This is a genomic window from Bacteroides sp. MSSM.1001136sp1_RTP21357st2_D2_RTP21359_211015 (genome assembly GCF_040913205.1).
Classification (GTDB): domain Bacteria; phylum Bacteroidota; class Bacteroidia; order Bacteroidales; family Bacteroidaceae; genus Bacteroides; species Bacteroides ovatus.
The window spans coordinates 131,086-150,011 of sequence record NZ_JBDFVF010000001.1 but is presented as its reverse complement, the minus strand read 5'-3'; the positions used below and the strand labels follow the sequence as shown (position 1 = coordinate 150,011).

The 18,926-nt window shown below is 40.2% G+C and carries 16 protein-coding genes; 7 read left to right on the top strand and 9 right to left on the bottom strand.

Going from position 1 to position 18,926, the window contains the following annotated elements; all coding sequences use genetic code 11:
* Positions 1-72: 72 nt before the first annotated feature.
* Positions 73-2,898, bottom strand: a complete 2,826-nt coding sequence (gene uvrA / locus AB5217_RS00580) for an excinuclease ABC subunit UvrA (RefSeq protein WP_004303626.1) — start codon at positions 2,896-2,898, stop codon at positions 73-75.
* Positions 2,899-3,056: 158 nt separating this feature from the next.
* Between uvrA and AB5217_RS00575 the strand changes: the two genes are divergently transcribed.
* Both AB5217_RS00575 and AB5217_RS00570 read left to right on the top strand, forming a co-directional pair.
* Complete coding sequence (locus AB5217_RS00575; RefSeq protein ID WP_032847306.1) at positions 3,057-4,823, top strand: LysM peptidoglycan-binding domain-containing protein; 1,767 nt, start codon at positions 3,057-3,059, stop codon at positions 4,821-4,823.
* Between the two features lie 7 nt (positions 4,824-4,830).
* The gene (locus tag AB5217_RS00570) at positions 4,831-5,565 is read left to right on the top strand and encodes a porin family protein (protein ID WP_004299987.1); all 735 of its coding nucleotides are present in this window, start codon (positions 4,831-4,833) and stop codon (positions 5,563-5,565) included.
* Between the two features lie 129 nt (positions 5,566-5,694).
* Here the strand turns inward: AB5217_RS00570 and AB5217_RS00565 are convergent, their stop codons facing one another.
* The 5 genes from AB5217_RS00565 to AB5217_RS00545 form a co-directional block, all read right to left on the bottom strand.
* On the bottom strand, positions 5,695-6,138 hold the full coding sequence (locus tag AB5217_RS00565) for a DUF4293 domain-containing protein (RefSeq protein ID WP_004317902.1): 444 nt from the start codon (positions 6,136-6,138) through the stop codon (positions 5,695-5,697).
* 108 nt (positions 6,139-6,246) lie between these two features.
* The gene (locus AB5217_RS00560; RefSeq protein WP_004299989.1) at positions 6,247-6,582 is read right to left on the bottom strand and encodes a DNA-directed RNA polymerase subunit omega; all 336 of its coding nucleotides are present in this window, start codon (positions 6,580-6,582) and stop codon (positions 6,247-6,249) included.
* A 14-nt stretch (positions 6,583-6,596) separates the two neighbouring features.
* Positions 6,597-7,400 (bottom strand): outer membrane protein assembly factor BamD, encoded by an 804-nt coding sequence (locus tag AB5217_RS00555; protein WP_004299990.1) that lies wholly within the window; start codon positions 7,398-7,400, stop codon positions 6,597-6,599.
* 330 nt (positions 7,401-7,730) lie between these two features.
* The gene (locus tag AB5217_RS00550; protein WP_032847305.1) at positions 7,731-8,156 is read right to left on the bottom strand and encodes an amino acid-binding protein; all 426 of its coding nucleotides are present in this window, start codon (positions 8,154-8,156) and stop codon (positions 7,731-7,733) included.
* A gap of 130 nt (positions 8,157-8,286) precedes the next feature.
* Positions 8,287-9,585 (bottom strand): phenylacetate--CoA ligase family protein, encoded by a 1,299-nt coding sequence (locus AB5217_RS00545; RefSeq protein ID WP_032847304.1) that lies wholly within the window; start codon positions 9,583-9,585, stop codon positions 8,287-8,289.
* Positions 9,586-9,720: 135 nt separating this feature from the next.
* Here AB5217_RS00545 and uvrB point away from each other — a divergent pair, with 135 nt between their 5' ends.
* Positions 9,721-11,751, top strand: coding sequence for an excinuclease ABC subunit UvrB (gene uvrB / locus AB5217_RS00540; RefSeq protein ID WP_004299995.1), 2,031 nt, complete (start codon positions 9,721-9,723; stop codon positions 11,749-11,751).
* 399 nt (positions 11,752-12,150) lie between these two features.
* Here the strand turns inward: uvrB and AB5217_RS00535 are convergent, their stop codons facing one another.
* The gene (locus AB5217_RS00535) at positions 12,151-12,855 is read right to left on the bottom strand and encodes an SGNH/GDSL hydrolase family protein (RefSeq protein ID WP_004299998.1); all 705 of its coding nucleotides are present in this window, start codon (positions 12,853-12,855) and stop codon (positions 12,151-12,153) included.
* 944 nt (positions 12,856-13,799) lie between these two features.
* Between AB5217_RS00535 and AB5217_RS00530 the strand changes: the two genes are divergently transcribed.
* The 4 genes from AB5217_RS00530 to AB5217_RS00515 all read left to right on the top strand — a co-directional run bounded on the left by AB5217_RS00530 (position 13,800) and on the right by AB5217_RS00515 (position 16,530).
* Positions 13,800-14,435, top strand: a complete 636-nt coding sequence (locus AB5217_RS00530; RefSeq protein WP_032847302.1) for a vancomycin high temperature exclusion protein — start codon at positions 13,800-13,802, stop codon at positions 14,433-14,435.
* Between the two features lie 108 nt (positions 14,436-14,543).
* Positions 14,544-15,350, top strand: coding sequence for a KilA-N domain-containing protein (locus AB5217_RS00525; RefSeq protein ID WP_032845227.1), 807 nt, complete (start codon positions 14,544-14,546; stop codon positions 15,348-15,350).
* A 3-nt stretch (positions 15,351-15,353) separates the two neighbouring features.
* Positions 15,354-15,830 (top strand): hypothetical protein, encoded by a 477-nt coding sequence (locus AB5217_RS00520; RefSeq protein ID WP_004303639.1) that lies wholly within the window; start codon positions 15,354-15,356, stop codon positions 15,828-15,830.
* 271 nt (positions 15,831-16,101) lie between these two features.
* Positions 16,102-16,530, top strand: coding sequence for an Hsp20/alpha crystallin family protein (locus AB5217_RS00515; RefSeq protein ID WP_004300008.1), 429 nt, complete (start codon positions 16,102-16,104; stop codon positions 16,528-16,530).
* Between the two features lie 97 nt (positions 16,531-16,627).
* Here AB5217_RS00515 and AB5217_RS00510 read toward each other — a convergent pair whose 3' ends face one another.
* Positions 16,628-17,743 (bottom strand): ABC transporter permease, encoded by a 1,116-nt coding sequence (locus AB5217_RS00510; RefSeq protein WP_032845229.1) that lies wholly within the window; start codon positions 17,741-17,743, stop codon positions 16,628-16,630.
* 77 nt (positions 17,744-17,820) lie between these two features.
* Positions 17,821-18,924, bottom strand: a complete 1,104-nt coding sequence (locus AB5217_RS00505; RefSeq protein ID WP_004300010.1) for an ABC transporter permease — start codon at positions 18,922-18,924, stop codon at positions 17,821-17,823.
* Positions 18,925-18,926: the final 2 nt, after the last annotated feature.

Here is an 18,926-nt window from a genome sequence, read left to right as displayed (position 1 = left end):
AATAAAGAATATGATATGATAAGTGCCAACTCATCGAAGATTGTCCGATAAGTTGGCACTCTATGATTTAAATTAGAGACCCAGCTCTTCGCGAAGAAACTTAGGTGTATATCCTTTAGGGCTCTTCGCAACTTCTTCCGGTGTTCCGTAACTAAGGAGTTCTCCCCCGCCCTTACCACCTTCAGGGCCCATATCGATAATATAATCCGCCATTTTAATCACATCCAGATTGTGCTCGATGACGATAACAGTATTACCTTTATCTACAAGCTTATTCAATACTCCCATCAATACACGGATATCTTCAAAATGAAGTCCGGTAGTCGGTTCGTCAAGGATATAAAGAGTTTTGCCCGTATCTCTTTTCGATAGCTCCGTTGCCAGTTTCACACGCTGGCTTTCTCCACCGGAAAGAGTGGTAGAAGATTGCCCCAGTTTTATATATCCGAGTCCGACATCCTGCAAGACTTTAATCTTATTCAAGATTTGCGGCACATTTTCAAAGAATTCCACAGCACGGTTGATCGTCATGTCAAGTACATCGGCAATTGATTTTCCCTTGAAACGTACTTCCAGTGTTTCCCGGTTATAACGTTTACCGTGACAAACCTCACAAGGCACATATACATCAGGAAGGAAATTCATTTCAATCGTCTTATAACCATTTCCCGTACATGCTTCACAACGCCCACCTGCAACATTAAAGGAGAAACGTCCCGGTTTATAACCACGAATCTTAGCTTCCGGCAGACCCACAAACAGGTTACGGATATCAGAAAACACACCGGTATAAGTCGCAGGATTGGAGCGTGGCGTACGTCCCAAAGGTGATTGATCCACATCTACTACCTTATCTATATTTTCCAACCCTTCAATCGAATCATATTCCAAAGGATCTTGCAAAGAACGATAGAACTTCTGTGAAAGAATCGGTTGCAAAGTTTCATTAATCAAGGTGGATTTTCCACTTCCTGACACACCAGTTACGCAAATCAGTTTACCTAACGGAAATTCAACATCTACATTCTTCAGGTTATTCCCCTTCGCTCCTTTCAGCCAGATAGATTTCCCATTTCCTTTTCTACGCTTGGCAGGGATTTCTATCTTCATCTTGCCATTCAGATATTGCGAAGTCATTGTATCTGTATTCAGCATCTCCTGCGGGGTTCCGGCGAAAACGACTTCGCCTCCGAGACGTCCGGCTTTCGGACCCATATCGATGACATAATCGGCAGCCAGCATCATATCCTTATCATGTTCCACTACAATCACGGAGTTCCCCATGTCGCGGAGTTCTTTCAACGAGTTGATAAGACGCAGATTATCACGCTGATGCAGACCGATACTCGGCTCGTCGAGAATATAAAGTACATTCACTAATTGCGAACCAATCTGTGTAGCCAAGCGGATACGCTGACTCTCACCACCGGAAAGACTAACAGAGCTACGATTCAATGCCAGATAATCCAGACCCACGTCCAGCAAGAACTTCAAACGTGTGCGAATCTCTTTCAGAATCTCCACCGATATTTTCTTCTGCTTATCGGACAGGAACTCATCCACCTTCATCAACCAGTCGTACAACTCGTTGATGTCCATATTCGCCAACTCATTGATATTCTTATCATGGATACGAAAATGCAAAGCTTCTTTATTCAAACGAGCCCCTTTACATTCGGGACAAACCGTTGTTTTGGCAAATTGTTCCGCCCATTTCTGTGCTGTTGCAGAAGCATCCTTTTCCTGCAACATCTGAATATACTTCACCACTCCTTCGTAAGTAACAAAGTAATCGGAGGAAGTACCGATCAGCGAACTCTTGATTTTAATCCGTTCATCAGAACCGTACAAGACTTCATCAATCGCATCGTCCGGTAACTCCTTTATCGGAGTTTTCAGTGTTGCGTCGTACTTCTCGAGCAAAGCACCGATTTGCCAGAAAATCATCGCATTCTTATATTTTCCCAAAGGTGCTATCGCTCCTTCATAAATGGAAAGTTCACGATCGGGAATCACTTTGTCCACATCAATCTGATTGACTACTCCCAATCCCTTACACTTCGGACATGCTCCTTGCGGTGAATTGAATGAGAAGTTATGCGGAGCCGGTTCACGATAAGACAATCCGGTGACGGGACACATGAGCCGCTTACTATAATGACGGATACTTTCAGATTGGGCATCCAGAATCATCATCAACCCATCTCCCTGGCGCATAGCGGTTGCCACACTCTGTTTCAAGCGCCGGTCATCTTTCTCCGCTACCACTAATTTATCAATAACCACTTCTACATCGTGATTTTTATAGCGGTCGAGTTTCATACCATGCGTGATTTCACGCACTTCTCCGTCCACCCGCACATACAGGTATCCTTTTTTACGTATTTGTTCGAAAAGTTCCCTGTAATGTCCCTTACGTGAACGAACTAGCGGAGCCAGCAGATATATTTTCTTTCCTTTATAATCTTTCAGAATCAAGTCCAGAATCTGCTCTTCGGTATATTTCACCATCTCCTCACCCGACAGATACGAATAAGCCACTCCCGCACGGGCATACAGCAAACGGAGATAATCATATATCTCCGTAGTCGTTCCTACGGTAGAACGGGGATTTTTATTCGTTGTTTTCTGTTCAATGGAGATAACCGGACTCAAACCTGTTATCTTATCGACATCCGGACGTTCCAGATTGCCCAAGAAGTTACGGGCATACGCTGAAAAAGTTTCGATATAACGACGCTGTCCTTCGGCAAAAATCGTATCGAAGGCTAAAGAAGATTTTCCACTACCGCTCAATCCGGTGATAACAGTCAAACTGTTACGGGGAATTTCGGCATCAATATCCTTTAAATTGTGCACGCGCGCACCGTACACATTAATATATTCTGTTTCCTGCATATTCATATCCTTCCATAAATGTTGCAAAATTAATGTTTCCGCCCGAAATATGCTCCTAAAAAAGCACAATATTATTTTCTTAACTCAAATCTTATGAAGATATAGGGCATTATTTGTACCTTTGTTCCTTGATTTCAAGAACCAATAGTTATAATTTGATGAAACCGATAAACCGTATATTCTTATTTTTGCTTTTTATAAGCGTTTCATATGCTATCAGTTATGCACAAGAAAACCAATCATATTTCTTGCATACCATCGAAAAAGGACAAAGTTTATACTCCATCTCCAAGATGTATAATGTCACTACATCAGACATTATACGTCTGAATCCGGGCTGTGACGAAAAGATCTATGCCGGACAGACAATCAAAATTCCTACGGGAAAAGAGAGTCAGAAGGGAGAAACATTCCATACGATTCAAGCCGGAGAAACACTATACAAACTGACAACCATGTATAATGTATCCGCCAAAGATATTTGTGAAGCAAACCCCGGTTTGAGTGCCGAAAATTTCCGCATCGGACAGGTCATCCTGATTCCGCAGAAAAAAGAAGAGCAAACTGCTACTGCAACTCAAACGCCTACCGAACAGACCACCATTCAAGGTCCTGTTGTGCCGAAATGCAAGGATATGCATAAGGTAAAACGCAAAGAGACTATTTTTAGCGTGAGCCGTGAATATGGAATCAGCGAGCAGGAGTTAATTGCAGCTAACCCGGAACTGAAAAAAGGCATGAAAAAGGGACAATTCCTTTGCATCCCTTACCCGGCAGCAACGACCGTGCAACCTACACAGAAGGAAGATCCTTACGCTATTCCTCCCAGCAATAGCGAGCTTTTCCGCAAAAGTAAAGAGACTCCCCAAAAGCTGTCTACCATTAAAGCAGCTTTATTGTTGCCTTTCCAGGAAGACAAACGCATGGTGGAATATTACGAAGGTTTCCTGATGGCAGTAGACAGTCTGAAGCGTACAGGTATTTCTCTTGATCTATATGTATATGATTGCGGAAAAGAGGTTTCTACATTAAATACGATTCTTGCCAAGAACGAGATGAAAAGTATGAATATCATCTTCGGTCCGATGCATCAGAATCAAATAAAGCCATTGTCCGACTTCGCAGAGAAGAACGACATACGCCTGGTGATTCCTTTCTCTCAAAAAGGAGAAGAGGTATTCAACAACCCAGCTGTTTATCAGATCAATACGCCTCAATCTTACTTATATTCAGAAGTTTACGAGCACTTCACCCGTCAATTTCCCAATGCAAACGTTATCTTCATAGAACCGGCGAGCGTTGATAAGGAGAAAGCGGAATTTATCAGCGGCTTGAAACAAGAGTTGAAAAGTAAAGGAATTCCAATGAGAAACGTCAGTGAAAGCGCAACGAAAGAAACGTTGAAAGCAGCGCTCCGCAGTGATAAAGAAAACATCTTTATTCCGACATCAGGCAACAACGTCTTACTAATTAAGATACTTCCTCAACTGACGCTGTTAGTCAGAGAGAATCCTGCAGAGAATATTCATCTGTTCGGCTATCCGGAATGGCAGACCTATACCAGAGATCATCTGGAAAACTTCTTTGAATTGGATGTATATTTCTATTCTTCATTCTATACGAATACGTTGTTCCCGGCAGCTGTGCAGTTTACCAATGCTTACCATAAATGGTATAGCAAAGATTTGGCAAGCAAATACCCTAATTACGCAATGCTGGGTTTTGACACCGGCTTCTTCTTCCTGAAAGGATTATCGCTTTATGGCTCGGAACTGGAAAACAATCTGCCTAAAATGAACCTGACTCCTATCCAGACCGGATTCAAATTCGAGCGTGTAAACAACTGGGGAGGATTTATTAATAAAAAGGTGTTCTTCATACGTTTCACTAAGAATTTTGAATTAGTAAAACTTGACTTCGAATAATACGAAAATGATAAAGATAAAACCATTTTTGATCGCAACACTCCTACTTACAGGATTTGCCCTTCCTGCTGTCGCTCAAATCGGAGAAGCACGAAACAATTTATCGGTAGGTATCAATGGAGGTGTCAATTTAAACAGTGCTTCTTTTACTCCCACCATCAAGCAAAATAGCCTGATGGGAATTACCGGAGGTTTGACAGCACGTTATATATCCGAGAAGTATTTTGCCATGATTTGTGGCGCACAGGTCGAGTTGAATGTCTCGCAACGAGGCTGGGACCAATTATTTGAAACAATATCACTGGACGCCAACGGATATGAAGTCACTTCGAAGGACCCTACTAAAACTTACACCCGCAAAATGACTTATATAGATATTCCTTTCCTCGCTCACCTCGCTTTCGGACGAGACAGAGGATTGCAATTCTTTGTCCATGCAGGTCCTCAAATCAGCTTTCTAATCAGTGAATCGGAAACAATAAAAGGTATTGATATGAATAGCTTATCTGATACACAGAAAGCCCTGTACGGAGTTAAGATTCAAAATAAATTTGACTATGGTATTGCCGGTGGTGGTGGTGTAGAACTTAGAACAAAGAAAGCTGGTAGCTTCATCGTTGAAGGCCGTTATTACTTTGCCCTGTCTGATTTCTACAGCACTACTAAGAAAGATTATTTCGCCCGTGCAGCGCATGGAACCATTACCATAAAGCTCACATATTTATTTGATTTGAAGAAATAACCCCTCTTTCAAGGAGGAAGAGATTAAAACCTCTTATTTAAAGATCTCATTCACAACGAACTAAAAAAAATCCCCACTAACTCTAAACGAATTAGCGGGGATTTCTATTTCTGGGGGCTTTAGCCCTTTTTATCGCAATCTATCCGCAGCTTTTACCATCACCTCATCCCGTCCGATAGCACGGATAACCAGTATGTTCAGGATGATAGAAACAAGCGGCAAACACAATGCCCAGCCTATACGGAACATATTTTCATCATTCTTCAATGCAAAATAAAAAGCAAGGGCAGCAATGTAATAACCTACCAATAATAAGCTATTGAAAATTGTCATACGAATCTGCAGCATACGGTTCTTATACAAAAAGATAGTAGCCACAGCCACGATGGTGCTAACCATCAGAATTCCGAATAAGCCCCATGTAGACTGAATAGCACCGTTTACTTCCAATCCTAATGCCTTAAAAGGATGTTCTCCCATCGCATCAATGAAGTAGCCCATCGGCAAACACATGGCTGTAATCAGCAATCCTACAACAATCAATAAATAAACAGTTTGAATTCGTTGAATCATAAGTATTCTAAATAGTAGTTGAGTTAAACAATAATAGCCAAGCAATAAGGAGCAGGGATCATCATCCCACTTACTACTTGACTATCAAATTCTTCGTCAGAAAATAAATTACTGAAGTTTTTCTTTCTCCTTAGCCGGATTTCTATAATATATTTTCCCTTCGATGTATTCTTGCGTAGCAATCAAGTCCGGTTTCGGCAATTTCTCATAATAACGAGAAATTTCGATTTGCTCTCTATTTTCAAACACTTCTTCCAAATTGTCATTGTAAGAAGCAAACTCTGCCAGTTTCTTAGAAAGATCGTTTTTGATTTCTACACTGATCTGATTAGCACGCTTACCAATAATGGCAACTGTTTCATAAACATTACCTGTATCAGCACAGAGTTCCATCATGTCACGGGTTACTGTTGTAGCAGGAGCATTCGTTTTTTTGTAGTCCATAAATCTATTTAAATTTAGTCTTTAATTACTTTCTGTGATTCATTGAATATCTTCTCGGCTTCTTTCAAATATTTACTTTCAGGAAATTCATTCTTAAAAGCGTAATATTCATCAATCGTTTCGCGGTAACGATCCATCTTCTTGTCTTCAACGCTATAGATAGCCATTTCGTGTCTTGCACGCAGAACCAAAATGGAAAGTTCTTCACGATAATCAGTATAAGGATAATCCTTCAATGCATTTTGAGCTGTGATTACACAAGACTCATAGTTATTGCCTAAATAATTACCCAGATTATAATATAGCCTTGCTGAATAAAGCTCTTTCAAAACCAGCTTATCCTGTAAAGCAAAAATCATATCCTGTGCTTCCTGCTTTTTTGTGCTGTTCGGGAAATACTCCATGAACATCTGCAACTGCTGGATAGCCTGATAAGTGCTTGACTGATCCAAACGTGGTTCCGGAGTATCCAGGAATAAAGCCTTACCTGCATGGAAACGTGCCAATTCGGTGAAAGTACCACGAGGATATGTATTGAAATAGGTGATAAATGTCTGGGCAGCTGTCTGATAATCTTTCTGATTATAGTAGCTCATTCCCAACATATACAAAGATTCTTCCGCTTTATCGGTTCCTTTCAGAATGGTTATCAACTCATTCAGCAACGTAGCTGAACGATTATACTGCCCCTTCGCAAAATAGTTTTTGGCGGCTTCGTACTTGTATTCGTAATCGGTGCTTTTCAGCAATTTATTATACTCCCCACATGATGTAAGAGTAGCCGCCGCAAGCAAAGTTATAATGATATTTTTCTTCATCCTATTTAAAAATAATGCGCAAAGTTACTTATTCGCTGGGAATTTAGCAATTAATCTGTGTTTTTTAATACATAAAAGGCGTTAAACATCGACAAAAGGAGAGAAAATGACGTCGAATTACAAACGACAAACTATAAACAGCAGATTATAAACGAATCACAATAGTGACAGTATGTGTTCGGGATAGTAACGGTATCGTTGGCATATACCGTCGCTATCTTCACCGGATAGCGTCACTATATTTATAGTAAAAACGGTAAGCAATTGCGTTGTCCTTGAATTGGATAACACAACTGTTTACCGTTCATTATTTATTGCTCACTGTTATATTTACAGTTTATACAAATCACTTGCAGCCAGTAAATCGACTTTCTTTTCTTTCAATACCTCGATACATTTATCCAGGTTGCTGGGGCGAATCACTACATTTGCAATATGGTTATTGGCAAACGAATACATATATTCAATAAATACACCCTCTTCTGATAAATATCCCAGCACTTTTGCCAAAGCACCCGGCACATTGGGACAGCTTATACCTACTACATCAGTCACATTCACTGCAAAATGATTATCTTTTAAAGCTTTGTATGCTCTATCCGGATCGGATACAATTCCACGCAAAATACCAAAATCAGCATTTTCGGCAATGCACAAGGCAGAAAGATTGATATTTTCTTTCGCCAGCACTTCAGTCACTTCCGTCAAACGGCCTGACTTATTTTCCAAAAAAATAGAAAGTTGTTTTGCTACCATATTTATTAAAGTATTAAGTAATAAGTATTAAGTATTAGGTAACAAGCATTAGGTATTAGGTAACAAGTATTACCGTAGTTCCAAGATCACCCGCATGGTCAATACTTAATACTTAATACCTAATACTTATTTACATTTTTCTGTTATCAATTACACGTTTCGCTTTACCTACGCTGCGTTCAATGCTGCGAGGCTCTACCAGTTTCACGTTGACTCCCAGTCCGAGTACGCTTTGCAAACGTCCTCCCAGTTTCTTCTTCAAAGCCAGCATTTTGTTGATCTCATCCGAATAGAATTCCGGACGTACTTCAACCTGGAGTTCCATTGTATCGGTATTGTTTTCACGACCTACTATCAACAAATAATGCGGTTCAAACTCTTCCATTTCAAGAATGACTGATTCAATCTGCGTCGGGAATACATTCACACCGCGGATAATCAACATATCATCACTACGTCCCAAAATACGATCCATACGTACCAATGTACGGCCACAGGAACATTTATCATGATGCAAGGCCGTCAAATCACGCGTACGGTAACGAAGCAACGGCATACCCTCTTTGGTTAAATGAGTAAATACCAGTTCGCCCGTTTGACCGGATTCCACCGGTTGCAATGTATTCGGGTCGATGATTTCCGGGAAGTAATGGTCTTCATTCAAGTGAGTCCCGTGCTGACATTCGCACTCGTACCCGACACCCGGTCCGGCAATCTCACTCAATCCATAAATATCGTATGCTTTGATTCCCAGCTTTTCTTCTATCTCATGACGCATATTTTCCGTCCAGGGTTCTGCACCGAAAGCACCAACTTTCAGTCGGAATTCTTCACGTGGCAAACCGGAATCTTTGATTGCATCTGCCAGATAAAGCGCATAGGAAGGAGTACAACAAAGCACTGTCGATCCGAAATCGTGCATCAAGGTTATCTGTTTTTCCGTGTTACCACTGGACATCGGAATAACAGAAGCACCGATATTTTCGGCTCCTGCATGTGCTCCCAATCCGCCCGTGAACAGTCCGTATCCATAAGATACCTGAAAAACATCAGAACGCCCCGCTCCATAAGCGGTAAAAGCACGTGATATACATTCCGCCCATGTAGACAAGTCCTTACGGGTATATCCGACAACCGTCGGTTTTCCGGTTGTTCCGGAAGAAGCATGAATACGTACAATTTGGCTCATCGGCACGGCACAAAGTCCGAACGGATAATTATCTCTTAAATCATGTTTCGTGGTAAACGGCAGTTTTACAATATCATCAATACTATTGATGTCATCGGGAGTAATCCCCATTTCCTGCATCTTCTTTCGATAGAAAGGCGTGTTGTGATAAACGTAATCTACAATTTTCTTGAGTCGTATGCTTTGAATCTTGCGAAGACTTTCGCGGTCCATACACTCAATGCTCTCATTCCAAATCATGTGTTTCTGGTATTACTAGTTGTATGAATCTGTTTTTTGATATTAATATGTTGCAAAGTAAAGGATTTATTTGGAAAAATGATTTGTTATCTCGATTATTTTACCGAATATTGCTCCACTTTTTAGGATTTAACTATGAATTATGAACTAACATCAGCTTATAAACCTACCGGAGATCAGCCGGAAGCTATAGCACAACTTACTGAAGGGGTACTTCAGGGAGTTCCCGCACAGACTTTATTGGGAGTGACCGGGTCGGGAAAAACATTTACCATTGCCAATGTGATCGCCAATATCAATAAACCCACGTTGATTTTGAGCCATAACAAAACACTGGCTGCCCAGCTCTATAGTGAGTTTAAAGGATTTTTCCCCAATAATGCGGTAGAATATTACGTTTCTTACTATGATTATTACCAGCCGGAAGCTTATCTGCCGAACAGTGATACATATATAGAGAAGGATCTCGCCATCAATGACGAAATCGACAAGCTCCGACTCTCTGCCACTTCCGCCCTACTCTCCGGAAGAAAAGACGTGGTAGTGGTTTCTTCCGTATCTTGTATCTACGGTATGGGAAATCCTTCGGACTTCTACAAAAATGTCATCGAAATAGAACGGGGACGGATGATAGACCGCAATGTGTTTCTACGTCGTTTGGTAGACAGTTTGTATGTCCGCAATGATATCGACTTGAACCGTGGAAATTTCCGGGTCAAGGGCGACACAGTGGATATTTATCTGGCTTATACCGACAACCTGCTCCGTGTCACCTTTTGGGGGGATGAGATTGACGGCATCGAAGAGGTAGATCCTATCACAGGAGTCACTATCGCACCATTTGACGCCTATAAGATTTATCCGGCCAACCTGTTCATGACTACCAAAGAGGCTACTCTCCGTGCTATTCATGAAATAGAGGATGATCTAACCAAGCAAGTAGCTTTCTTCGAATCTATCGGCAAAGAATACGAGGCCAAACGATTGTATGAGCGAGTAACTTACGATATGGAAATGATCCGGGAATTGGGACATTGTTCCGGAATTGAGAATTATTCCCGTTATTTTGACGGCCGTGCTGCCGGTACCCGCCCCTATTGTTTGCTCGATTTCTTTCCGGATGATTTCCTGATCGTTATCGACGAAAGCCACGTAAGCGTACCCCAAATCCGTGCAATGTATGGAGGAGACCGTGCGCGAAAAATCAATCTTGTGGAATATGGTTTTCGATTGCCTGCCGCTATGGACAACCGTCCGTTGAAATTTGAAGAGTTTCAGGAGATGGCAAAACAAGTAATCTACGTCAGTGCTACACCGGCGGATTATGAATTGATTCAGTCGGAAGGAATTGTCGTGGAACAGGTGATTCGTCCTACCGGTCTGCTTGATCCTATCATCGAAGTACGTCCGAGTCTCAATCAGATTGACGATTTAATGGAAGAAATCCAGCTCCGTATTGAAAAGGAAGAACGCGTACTCGTCACTACACTAACCAAACGAATGGCAGAAGAACTGGCAGAATATCTTCTTAATAATAATGTGAGATGTACCTATATCCATAGTGATGTCGACACACTGGAACGTGTAAAGATTATGGATGATCTCCGTCAAGGAGTTTATGACGTACTTATCGGGGTCAACCTGCTTCGTGAGGGTCTCGACCTTCCGGAAGTGTCTCTCGTCGCTATTCTCGATGCAGACAAAGAAGGATTCCTCCGCTCCCACCGTTCGTTGACACAAACTGCGGGACGTGCCGCGCGTAATGTGAACGGTAAGGTAATCATGTATGCTGATAAGATGACGGATAGTATGAAACTGACGATTGATGAAACGAACCGTCGCCGCGAAAAGCAGTTGGCATACAATGAGGCAAACGGAATTACCCCGCAACAGATTAAAAAGGCCAGAAACTTGTCTGTATTCGGTAATGCAAAAGAGGCAGATGAGCTGTTGAAAGAAAGACATGCTTATGTAGAACCTTCTACTCCGAATATCGCAGCAGATCCGATAGTGCAGTATATGAGTAAAGCGCAGATGGAAAAGAGTATCGAGCGTACCCGCAAACTGATGCAGGAAGCAGCCAAGAAACTTGAATTTATCGAAGCCGCACAATATCGTGACGAATTATTGAAACTGGAGGACTTGATGAAAGAGAAATGGGGATAAAATTTCCCCATTGTTCACCTATTATAGCCTGATTGTTAAGGGCTGAAACTCTTAACAAACCTGTAACTTCGCATTTAGTCTATTAATTAGTGTTATAAAAACACCAATTAAGGGCTGATAATTTGCAAAGTTACCGGAATCCCGTATCTTTGCACTGTGTTTTTCATAGTATTAGATTTAAGGTTAACAAAGGTTGGAGCAAGGCGTTGCTCCTTTTTTTATGTCTATACGTCACCTTCAATGAAAAATATAAAATTGAAAAGACATAATGCACCACTCTCTAAAGCATAAATTAAGGAGGATTGCAGATATAGACTGATCGTTCATTACGACTGAATCTATTCATGCAATCCTCCCATTTCTTATAGTTGGATTATTCCTACTTCAAGCGATGATAAATCAAAGAGCCTTCTCTATGGCATTTTTAATCAACGGTTCCATAATATCATACCCTTCGCTCGTTGGGTGAACTCCATCTTTAGTATATTGAGGATTCAAGGCCTGATTTTCGTCAACCACCATTGCCTTGTAATAATTAACAAACGGAATTTTATTTGCTCTTGCATAAGCCTCTATCCGGTCATTTAAAGATTTAATTTTCTGCGGAACATCTTTTATTTCCATTCTCCACTTAAATGCAGCAGCAGGCAATACGGAAGTCAAAATTACTTTTATTTTATTTGCTTTTGCCAGTTCCGCCATAGAAACAATGTTTCCGAATGTATAATCTTCATTATACGCTTGTGTATTTTCAGCGACATCATTTGTTCCAGCATTAATCACCACTAAAGCAGGAGAAAGATTAATCACATCTTCCCGGAACCGTAACAAGAATTGATAGGAAGTCTGCCCACTGATTCCACGGCCAATGTAACCATTTGATTTGAAAAAATCCGGATGAGTCCTTACCCATCCTTCCGTAATGGAATTTCCCATAAAAATAACCCGTTTGTCTTTCTTTGTCGCTTGTGGAAGTGCAGCATTTTCTTTTGAATAACGACGTAGATTAGCAAAATCATTTTTCTGTGCATAGCTTTCTCCTATCGAGAAACTCAAGCAAACAACAGCCAATAATATCCATTGGCCCCATCTTCTTTTATTCATGTTTATATTAAGTATTAGTAATATTATATTTCATGCAAAGATAAAAAGAAAAGCGATGCACTATACTTTGTATGGCCATTTTTTGTGCATTTCCATGCCATAATGTGCTGATAAATGTCAGACGGGAGAGATTTTTTCTGCATATTTGTTATTGTTTTCAGTTTTCCTGCAAAAATACGCCATACGCGGGGAGCTTCTAAACTCATCGGTTCTTTTCAGTTGGTTTCGGTTCTAAATAGTCATATACGTTCGCATATTAATAACCTTTCTTTGGGGAAGCAAAAGTTAGAGGCTCCATTTACTTGAAACAAAGCCTCTGAATGTATCAAACGGAGGCTCTGCCGCATGAGTTTAGAGCCTCCATTTGGGGGATAAAAAAGCGCCTTTTTGCCGAACGCATAGTGGAACGCTCTCCAAAGGCAGATAACTCGCTATATGGCAGCCGGTTACACCTACCTAAAAAAGTCCCCCTTGAACACTTACCGGTATTATTATAAATATATAAATAATAAACTATATATTAAAATATATAGTTCGATTTTTCTATTTTTTGAATCTTTATAACGCAAATCGCATGTGCTAAAATTTATTTGTAGCTTTGCTTTTTTCGAATAAATTCAGCTGTTAAATCAGTTCATAGTAATTATTAAAAAAGTTGATGAAGAAAGAAGAATGGAAGCATCCGCATTTGTCTATCGCCCAAAACATCGAATAACCGTTAAGGCGAAGGTACTTTTTCTTAATCTATGTTATATAACATACGTTTTTTCTTGGATTATTTGCTAATTTCACGATAGTCCGTATCTTTGCACTGTGTTTTTCATAGTATTAGATTTAAGGTTAACAAAGGTTGGAGCAAGGCGTTGCTCCTTTTTTTATGTCTATATGCTTGATTTCCTAAAAAAGAATGGTATTTTTGTGAAGTCACAATTATTATCCGAAACATGAAACGCAAACTGCTTTATACCACTCTAATAATTGCTATCCTGTGTGTAATCAGCATAGTTGTATGTAACAGGACGATCAAGAAACACACAGTCTCCAAACTATATACGGAAGTAAATACCATCCCTTCCAACAATGTAGGATTACTTCTCGGAACTTCTCCCAAGTTGAAAAGTGGAAATAACAATTTATACTTCGATTATCGGATTCTTGCAACAGTAGAGTTATATAAAGCCGGAAAAATTAAATATATCCTCATCAGCGGCGATAACCGTAAAGAGGATTACAATGAACCGGAAGAAATGAAGAAAGCACTCATGCAAAAAGGTATTCCTGAAAAATCCATTTATTTAGATTATGCCGGATTCCGGACTCTCGACTCTGTTGTACGTGCCAAAGAAGTGTTTGGACAAAATCGTCTGACCATCATCTCCCAACGTTTCCATAACGAACGAGCGATCTATCTTGCAGAGAAAAATGGAATAGACGCCATCGGGTACAACGCACAAAATGTAAATGCTTATGCCGGACTGAAAACTAACATCCGGGAATTACTTGCAAGAGTCAAAATGTTTATAGATTTAGGTATAGATAAACAACCTCATTTCTTGGGAGAGAAAATAATAATTGAATAAGCGAGATACCTCCGATGCATGGAAGTGAGTTTAACATATTCTGAATAAAAAGTGATATACGTTTCTTTATTCCCAAATATAGCTCTACCTTTACTGAAAAATCAGAATATGGCAAAGATTACAGTTCAGAAAACAGATGTTACTATCCTAAAAATCAACGATACAGATTACATTTCCTTAACCGACATAGCTAAATACAAGACGACAGATGCCAATGCTGTTATTGCCAACTGGCTACGTAATAGAATGACCATTGAATATTTAGGATTATGGGAGATATTGTACAACCCCCATTTTAAACCCCTCGAATTCGAGGGGTTTAAAAAAGAAGCAGGACTAAATGCGTTTACTCTTTCCCCTCAAAAATGGATAGAAACCACCTGTGCTATTGGAATTATATCCAAATCAGGACGATATGGGGGCACTTTTGCTCACAAAGACATTGCATTCAAATTTGCAAGTTGGATTTCCGTTGAATTTGAATTATACATAGTAAAAGAATTCCAACGTCTCAAAGAGCAAGAGCAAGCTCAACTTGGTTGGTCGGCAAAGCGAGAATTATCTAAAATTAATTACCATATTCATACTGATGCAATCAAACAACATCTTATCCCTCAAGAAATCACTTCACAGCAAACATCTATGATTTATGCCAGCGAAGCTGATGTCCTTAATGTAGCCATGTTTGGAATGACAGCCTTAGAATGGCGGGATACACACCCTGATTTAAAAGGAAATATCCGCGATTATGCCTCAATCAACGAACTTATCTGCTTATCAAATATGGAAAACTTAAATGCAGTTTTCATAAACGAAGGTTTGGCACAAAAGGATAGACTCATCAAATTAAATCAAATAGCAATTCAACAAATGAACATATTAGAAGATATTAAAGATAAAAAGTTATTGAAATAATTTATGGAACAACAAATTCAACTCAACGATCACAACAAGCAGGAATACCCTCCTATGCATACAGCAGAGCATTTACTCAATGCCACCATGGTGAAAACCTTTGGCTGCCCACGTTCTCGCAATGCCCACATCGAAAGAAAAAAAAGCAAATGTGACTATATACTTTCGTCATGTCCGACAGCGGAACAAATCCAGTCTATTGAAGATAGAGTGAACGAGGTAATCAGTCAGAACCTACCTGTGACTGTTGAGTTTATGACTCATGAACAGGCCAAAGATATTGTAGATTTAAGTAAGCTACCTGCCGATGCAAGCGAAACTCTTCGCATTGTCCGCATTGGAGATTATGATGCCTGCGCCTGCATCGGATTGCATGTATCCCATACTTCTGAAGTGGGTACCTTCAAAATCATTAGTTATGATTATGACGAAGAAAGGCAAACACTAAGAATAAGGTTCAAACTGATCGAGAAGAAGTAAACAGGTTATCAAATTAATATCTATCTTATATAAAATAAATAAAAACAGGATACATTTTGTCATTTATATTGCAAAAATGACATTATAAAAATGACAAATAGACAATTTTAGTTTCTAAAATCTCTTGGCATAAGGTTTGCATTTATAGAAGCGAACAACGGTTCGAGAGCGGACGATGGAAGGCGGGATAACCGATACCATCGGAAGTGAAAATGCCGAAGTTCTAAATTTATTAATTGAATGTTTAACTTAAAGATAGGAGACTAAAATTATGATGCCTGTTAGAAGAACTCAAAGTTGGTTACCAAGTATCTTTAATGATTTCTTTGATAACGATTGGATGGTAAAAGCAAATGCTACTGCACCTGCAATTAATGTTTTGGAAACAGAAAAAGAGTACAAAGTGGAATTGGCTGCTCCTGGTATGACGAAGGATGATTTCAATGTTCGCATTGATGAAGACAACAACCTCGTTATCAGCATGGAGAAGAAGACTGAAAACAAGGAGGAAAAGAAAGACGGTCGCTATCTGCGTCGCGAATTCTCATACTCTAAGTTCCAGCAAACAATGATTCTACCGGACAATGTGGACAAAGAAAAAATTGCTGCATCCGTAGAACATGGTGTTTTAAACATCGAACTTCCGAAACTCTCTGAAGAAGAAGTGAAGAAGCCCAATCGGCAAATCGAAATAAAGTAATACGGTAACCACTTGCTGTTCACCGGAAACGGTGATAAGAAGTAATAAAACAGCTCTTTCCCTGAAAAGGAAACGAGCTGTTTTTATATTATTATCCTTAGTTATTCTTCCGATAACTAATCACTGCCCAACTATTAAACACTACTGCAAAAAACAACAATACTCCAAACTGTGGCAGTAAATCAAAGAAACCACTACCCTTTAAATACACCATTCGCATCACTTCCATAAAATACCTCAAAGGATTGAGCCTGGTTATTATTTGAGCCCATTCCGGCATACTGCTAATGGGAGTAAACAAACCACTCATCAAAATTACAACCAACAAACAGAACCACATAACAAACATAGACTGTTGCATCGTTGCCGAGTAGTTGGAAATAACAAGTCCGAAACCGGACATTACCAGAACGAAAAGAACTGCGAAAAAGTAAATCAATAGAAAATGACCGACCGGCACTATGCCATAAATTAACCAAGCTAATATGAAACATACAGTCAGCACCACAAAACCAATCAACCAGTAAGGCAGGAGCTTTGCCAAAATAAAGATAAACTTCGGAACCGGCGTCACATTGATTTGCTCAATCGTTCCTACTTCCTTCTCGCTAACTATATTCAATGCAGGCAAGAAACCACAAATCAAAGTTAATAACATGACCATCAATGCCGGAATCATATAGAGTTTATAGTTCAGATTCGGATTAAACAACCCCTGTGTATCAATGCCTATCGAAGGGAAAGCACCGGAGACTGTAGCAGTTGCAGGATATTCCGAACGCAGCTCGGCTGCATAATCATTAATAATAGAAGATAGATAAGAACTCCCCAGCCCTCCTTTTGTCCCATTCACAGCATTGGCTGCTATCAGTATGTGGGTATCTTCTCCATTCATCCAATCCCGTTCCAGATGCCGCGGAATTTCCATCACAATATCCGCCGTTCCAATTTCAATATTCCGTAGGCCTTCTTCATACGAAGCCGGCACTTCCACCAGACGGAAATAGGTAGAGGCGGCAATCTTATTGACTAAACGTTGTGAAATAGCCGAATGGTCATTATCCACAATATTCAGCTGTATATTCTTGATTTCCAGATTTACCGCCCAAGGCATCAGCAGCATAATCATGCATGGAAATACAAGAATCAATTTCGGAAGAAACGAATTGCGAAGCAATTGTTTAAACTCTTTTTCTATCAGGAACTTTATCATAAATAATTCTTCCATTTATCAATCTGCCCATTAGCACACTGTATAGTATTCATACAGCCAATTGGCATATCGACATATTATTCCAATCTATACTTAAATTTCTTGATACTGATCGTAATAAGTACCGTCGCCATCAATAACAAGATACCAATCTCTTTATACACCAATGCAACTGGTACTCCTTCAATCATCAGTTTACGCACAGCCTGTATATACCAACGTGCCGGAAGTATATCCGAGATCCATTGAAGTATCACCGGCATACTCTCTATAGGGAAAATCATGCCCGATAAAAGCATTGTGGGCATCATCAGCATCAATCCGGAAACCAGCATGGCCGCAACCTGTGTACGTGTGACTGATGAAATCAATAAGCCCAATGCCAATGATACGAAGATAAACAGCAAAGATACCGTGATTAACCAGAACAAACTTCCTACCACCGGAACATCCAACACAAAGACCGAAAGCAAAAGGATCGTTATCAGATTGACGAACGACAGCACAAAATAAGGTACAGCCTTTGCCAAAATAATAAATAGCGGCTTCACAGGTGAAACCAATAATACTTCCATCGTGCCTGTTTCTTTCTCACGAACAATGGAAATCGAGGTCATCATGGCGCAAATCAGCATCAGGATCAAGCCCATCACTCCCGGAACAAAGTTATAAGCACTCTTCATCTGCGGGTTGTAGAGCAATTTGATATCAGGAGTCAGGCGGGCAGCCGACATATTCGGGGGAATCATCTCCTGGCCTACCATAGAAACGATTCCTGTCGCATAATTAACTTGCGAAGTCGACATATTGGGATCTGTTGCATCTACTATCAGCTGTACACGAGCATCACCCGTATAGAGATCATCCGCAAACCGTTCGCTAAAGACAATCGCCATATCAACTTCATTCTTTAGGAAAGCAGCTTCCATTTCCTGGGGCGAATGAAAACGTGCAGTAACGGTGAAATACTCACTGGCATCCAAACGATCAATTATTTTTCGCGTTACCACATCATTAGAAGGATCGAGCACCGCCAACCGAACATTCTTCACTTCCGTGCTGATAGCAAAACCGAATAGAATAATTTGCACGACAGGCATCCCCAACAAAATCAGCATGGTTCGCCGGTCACGGAAAATATGATAAAACTCTTTCTTTATAAAAGCTATAAACTGTCTCATAA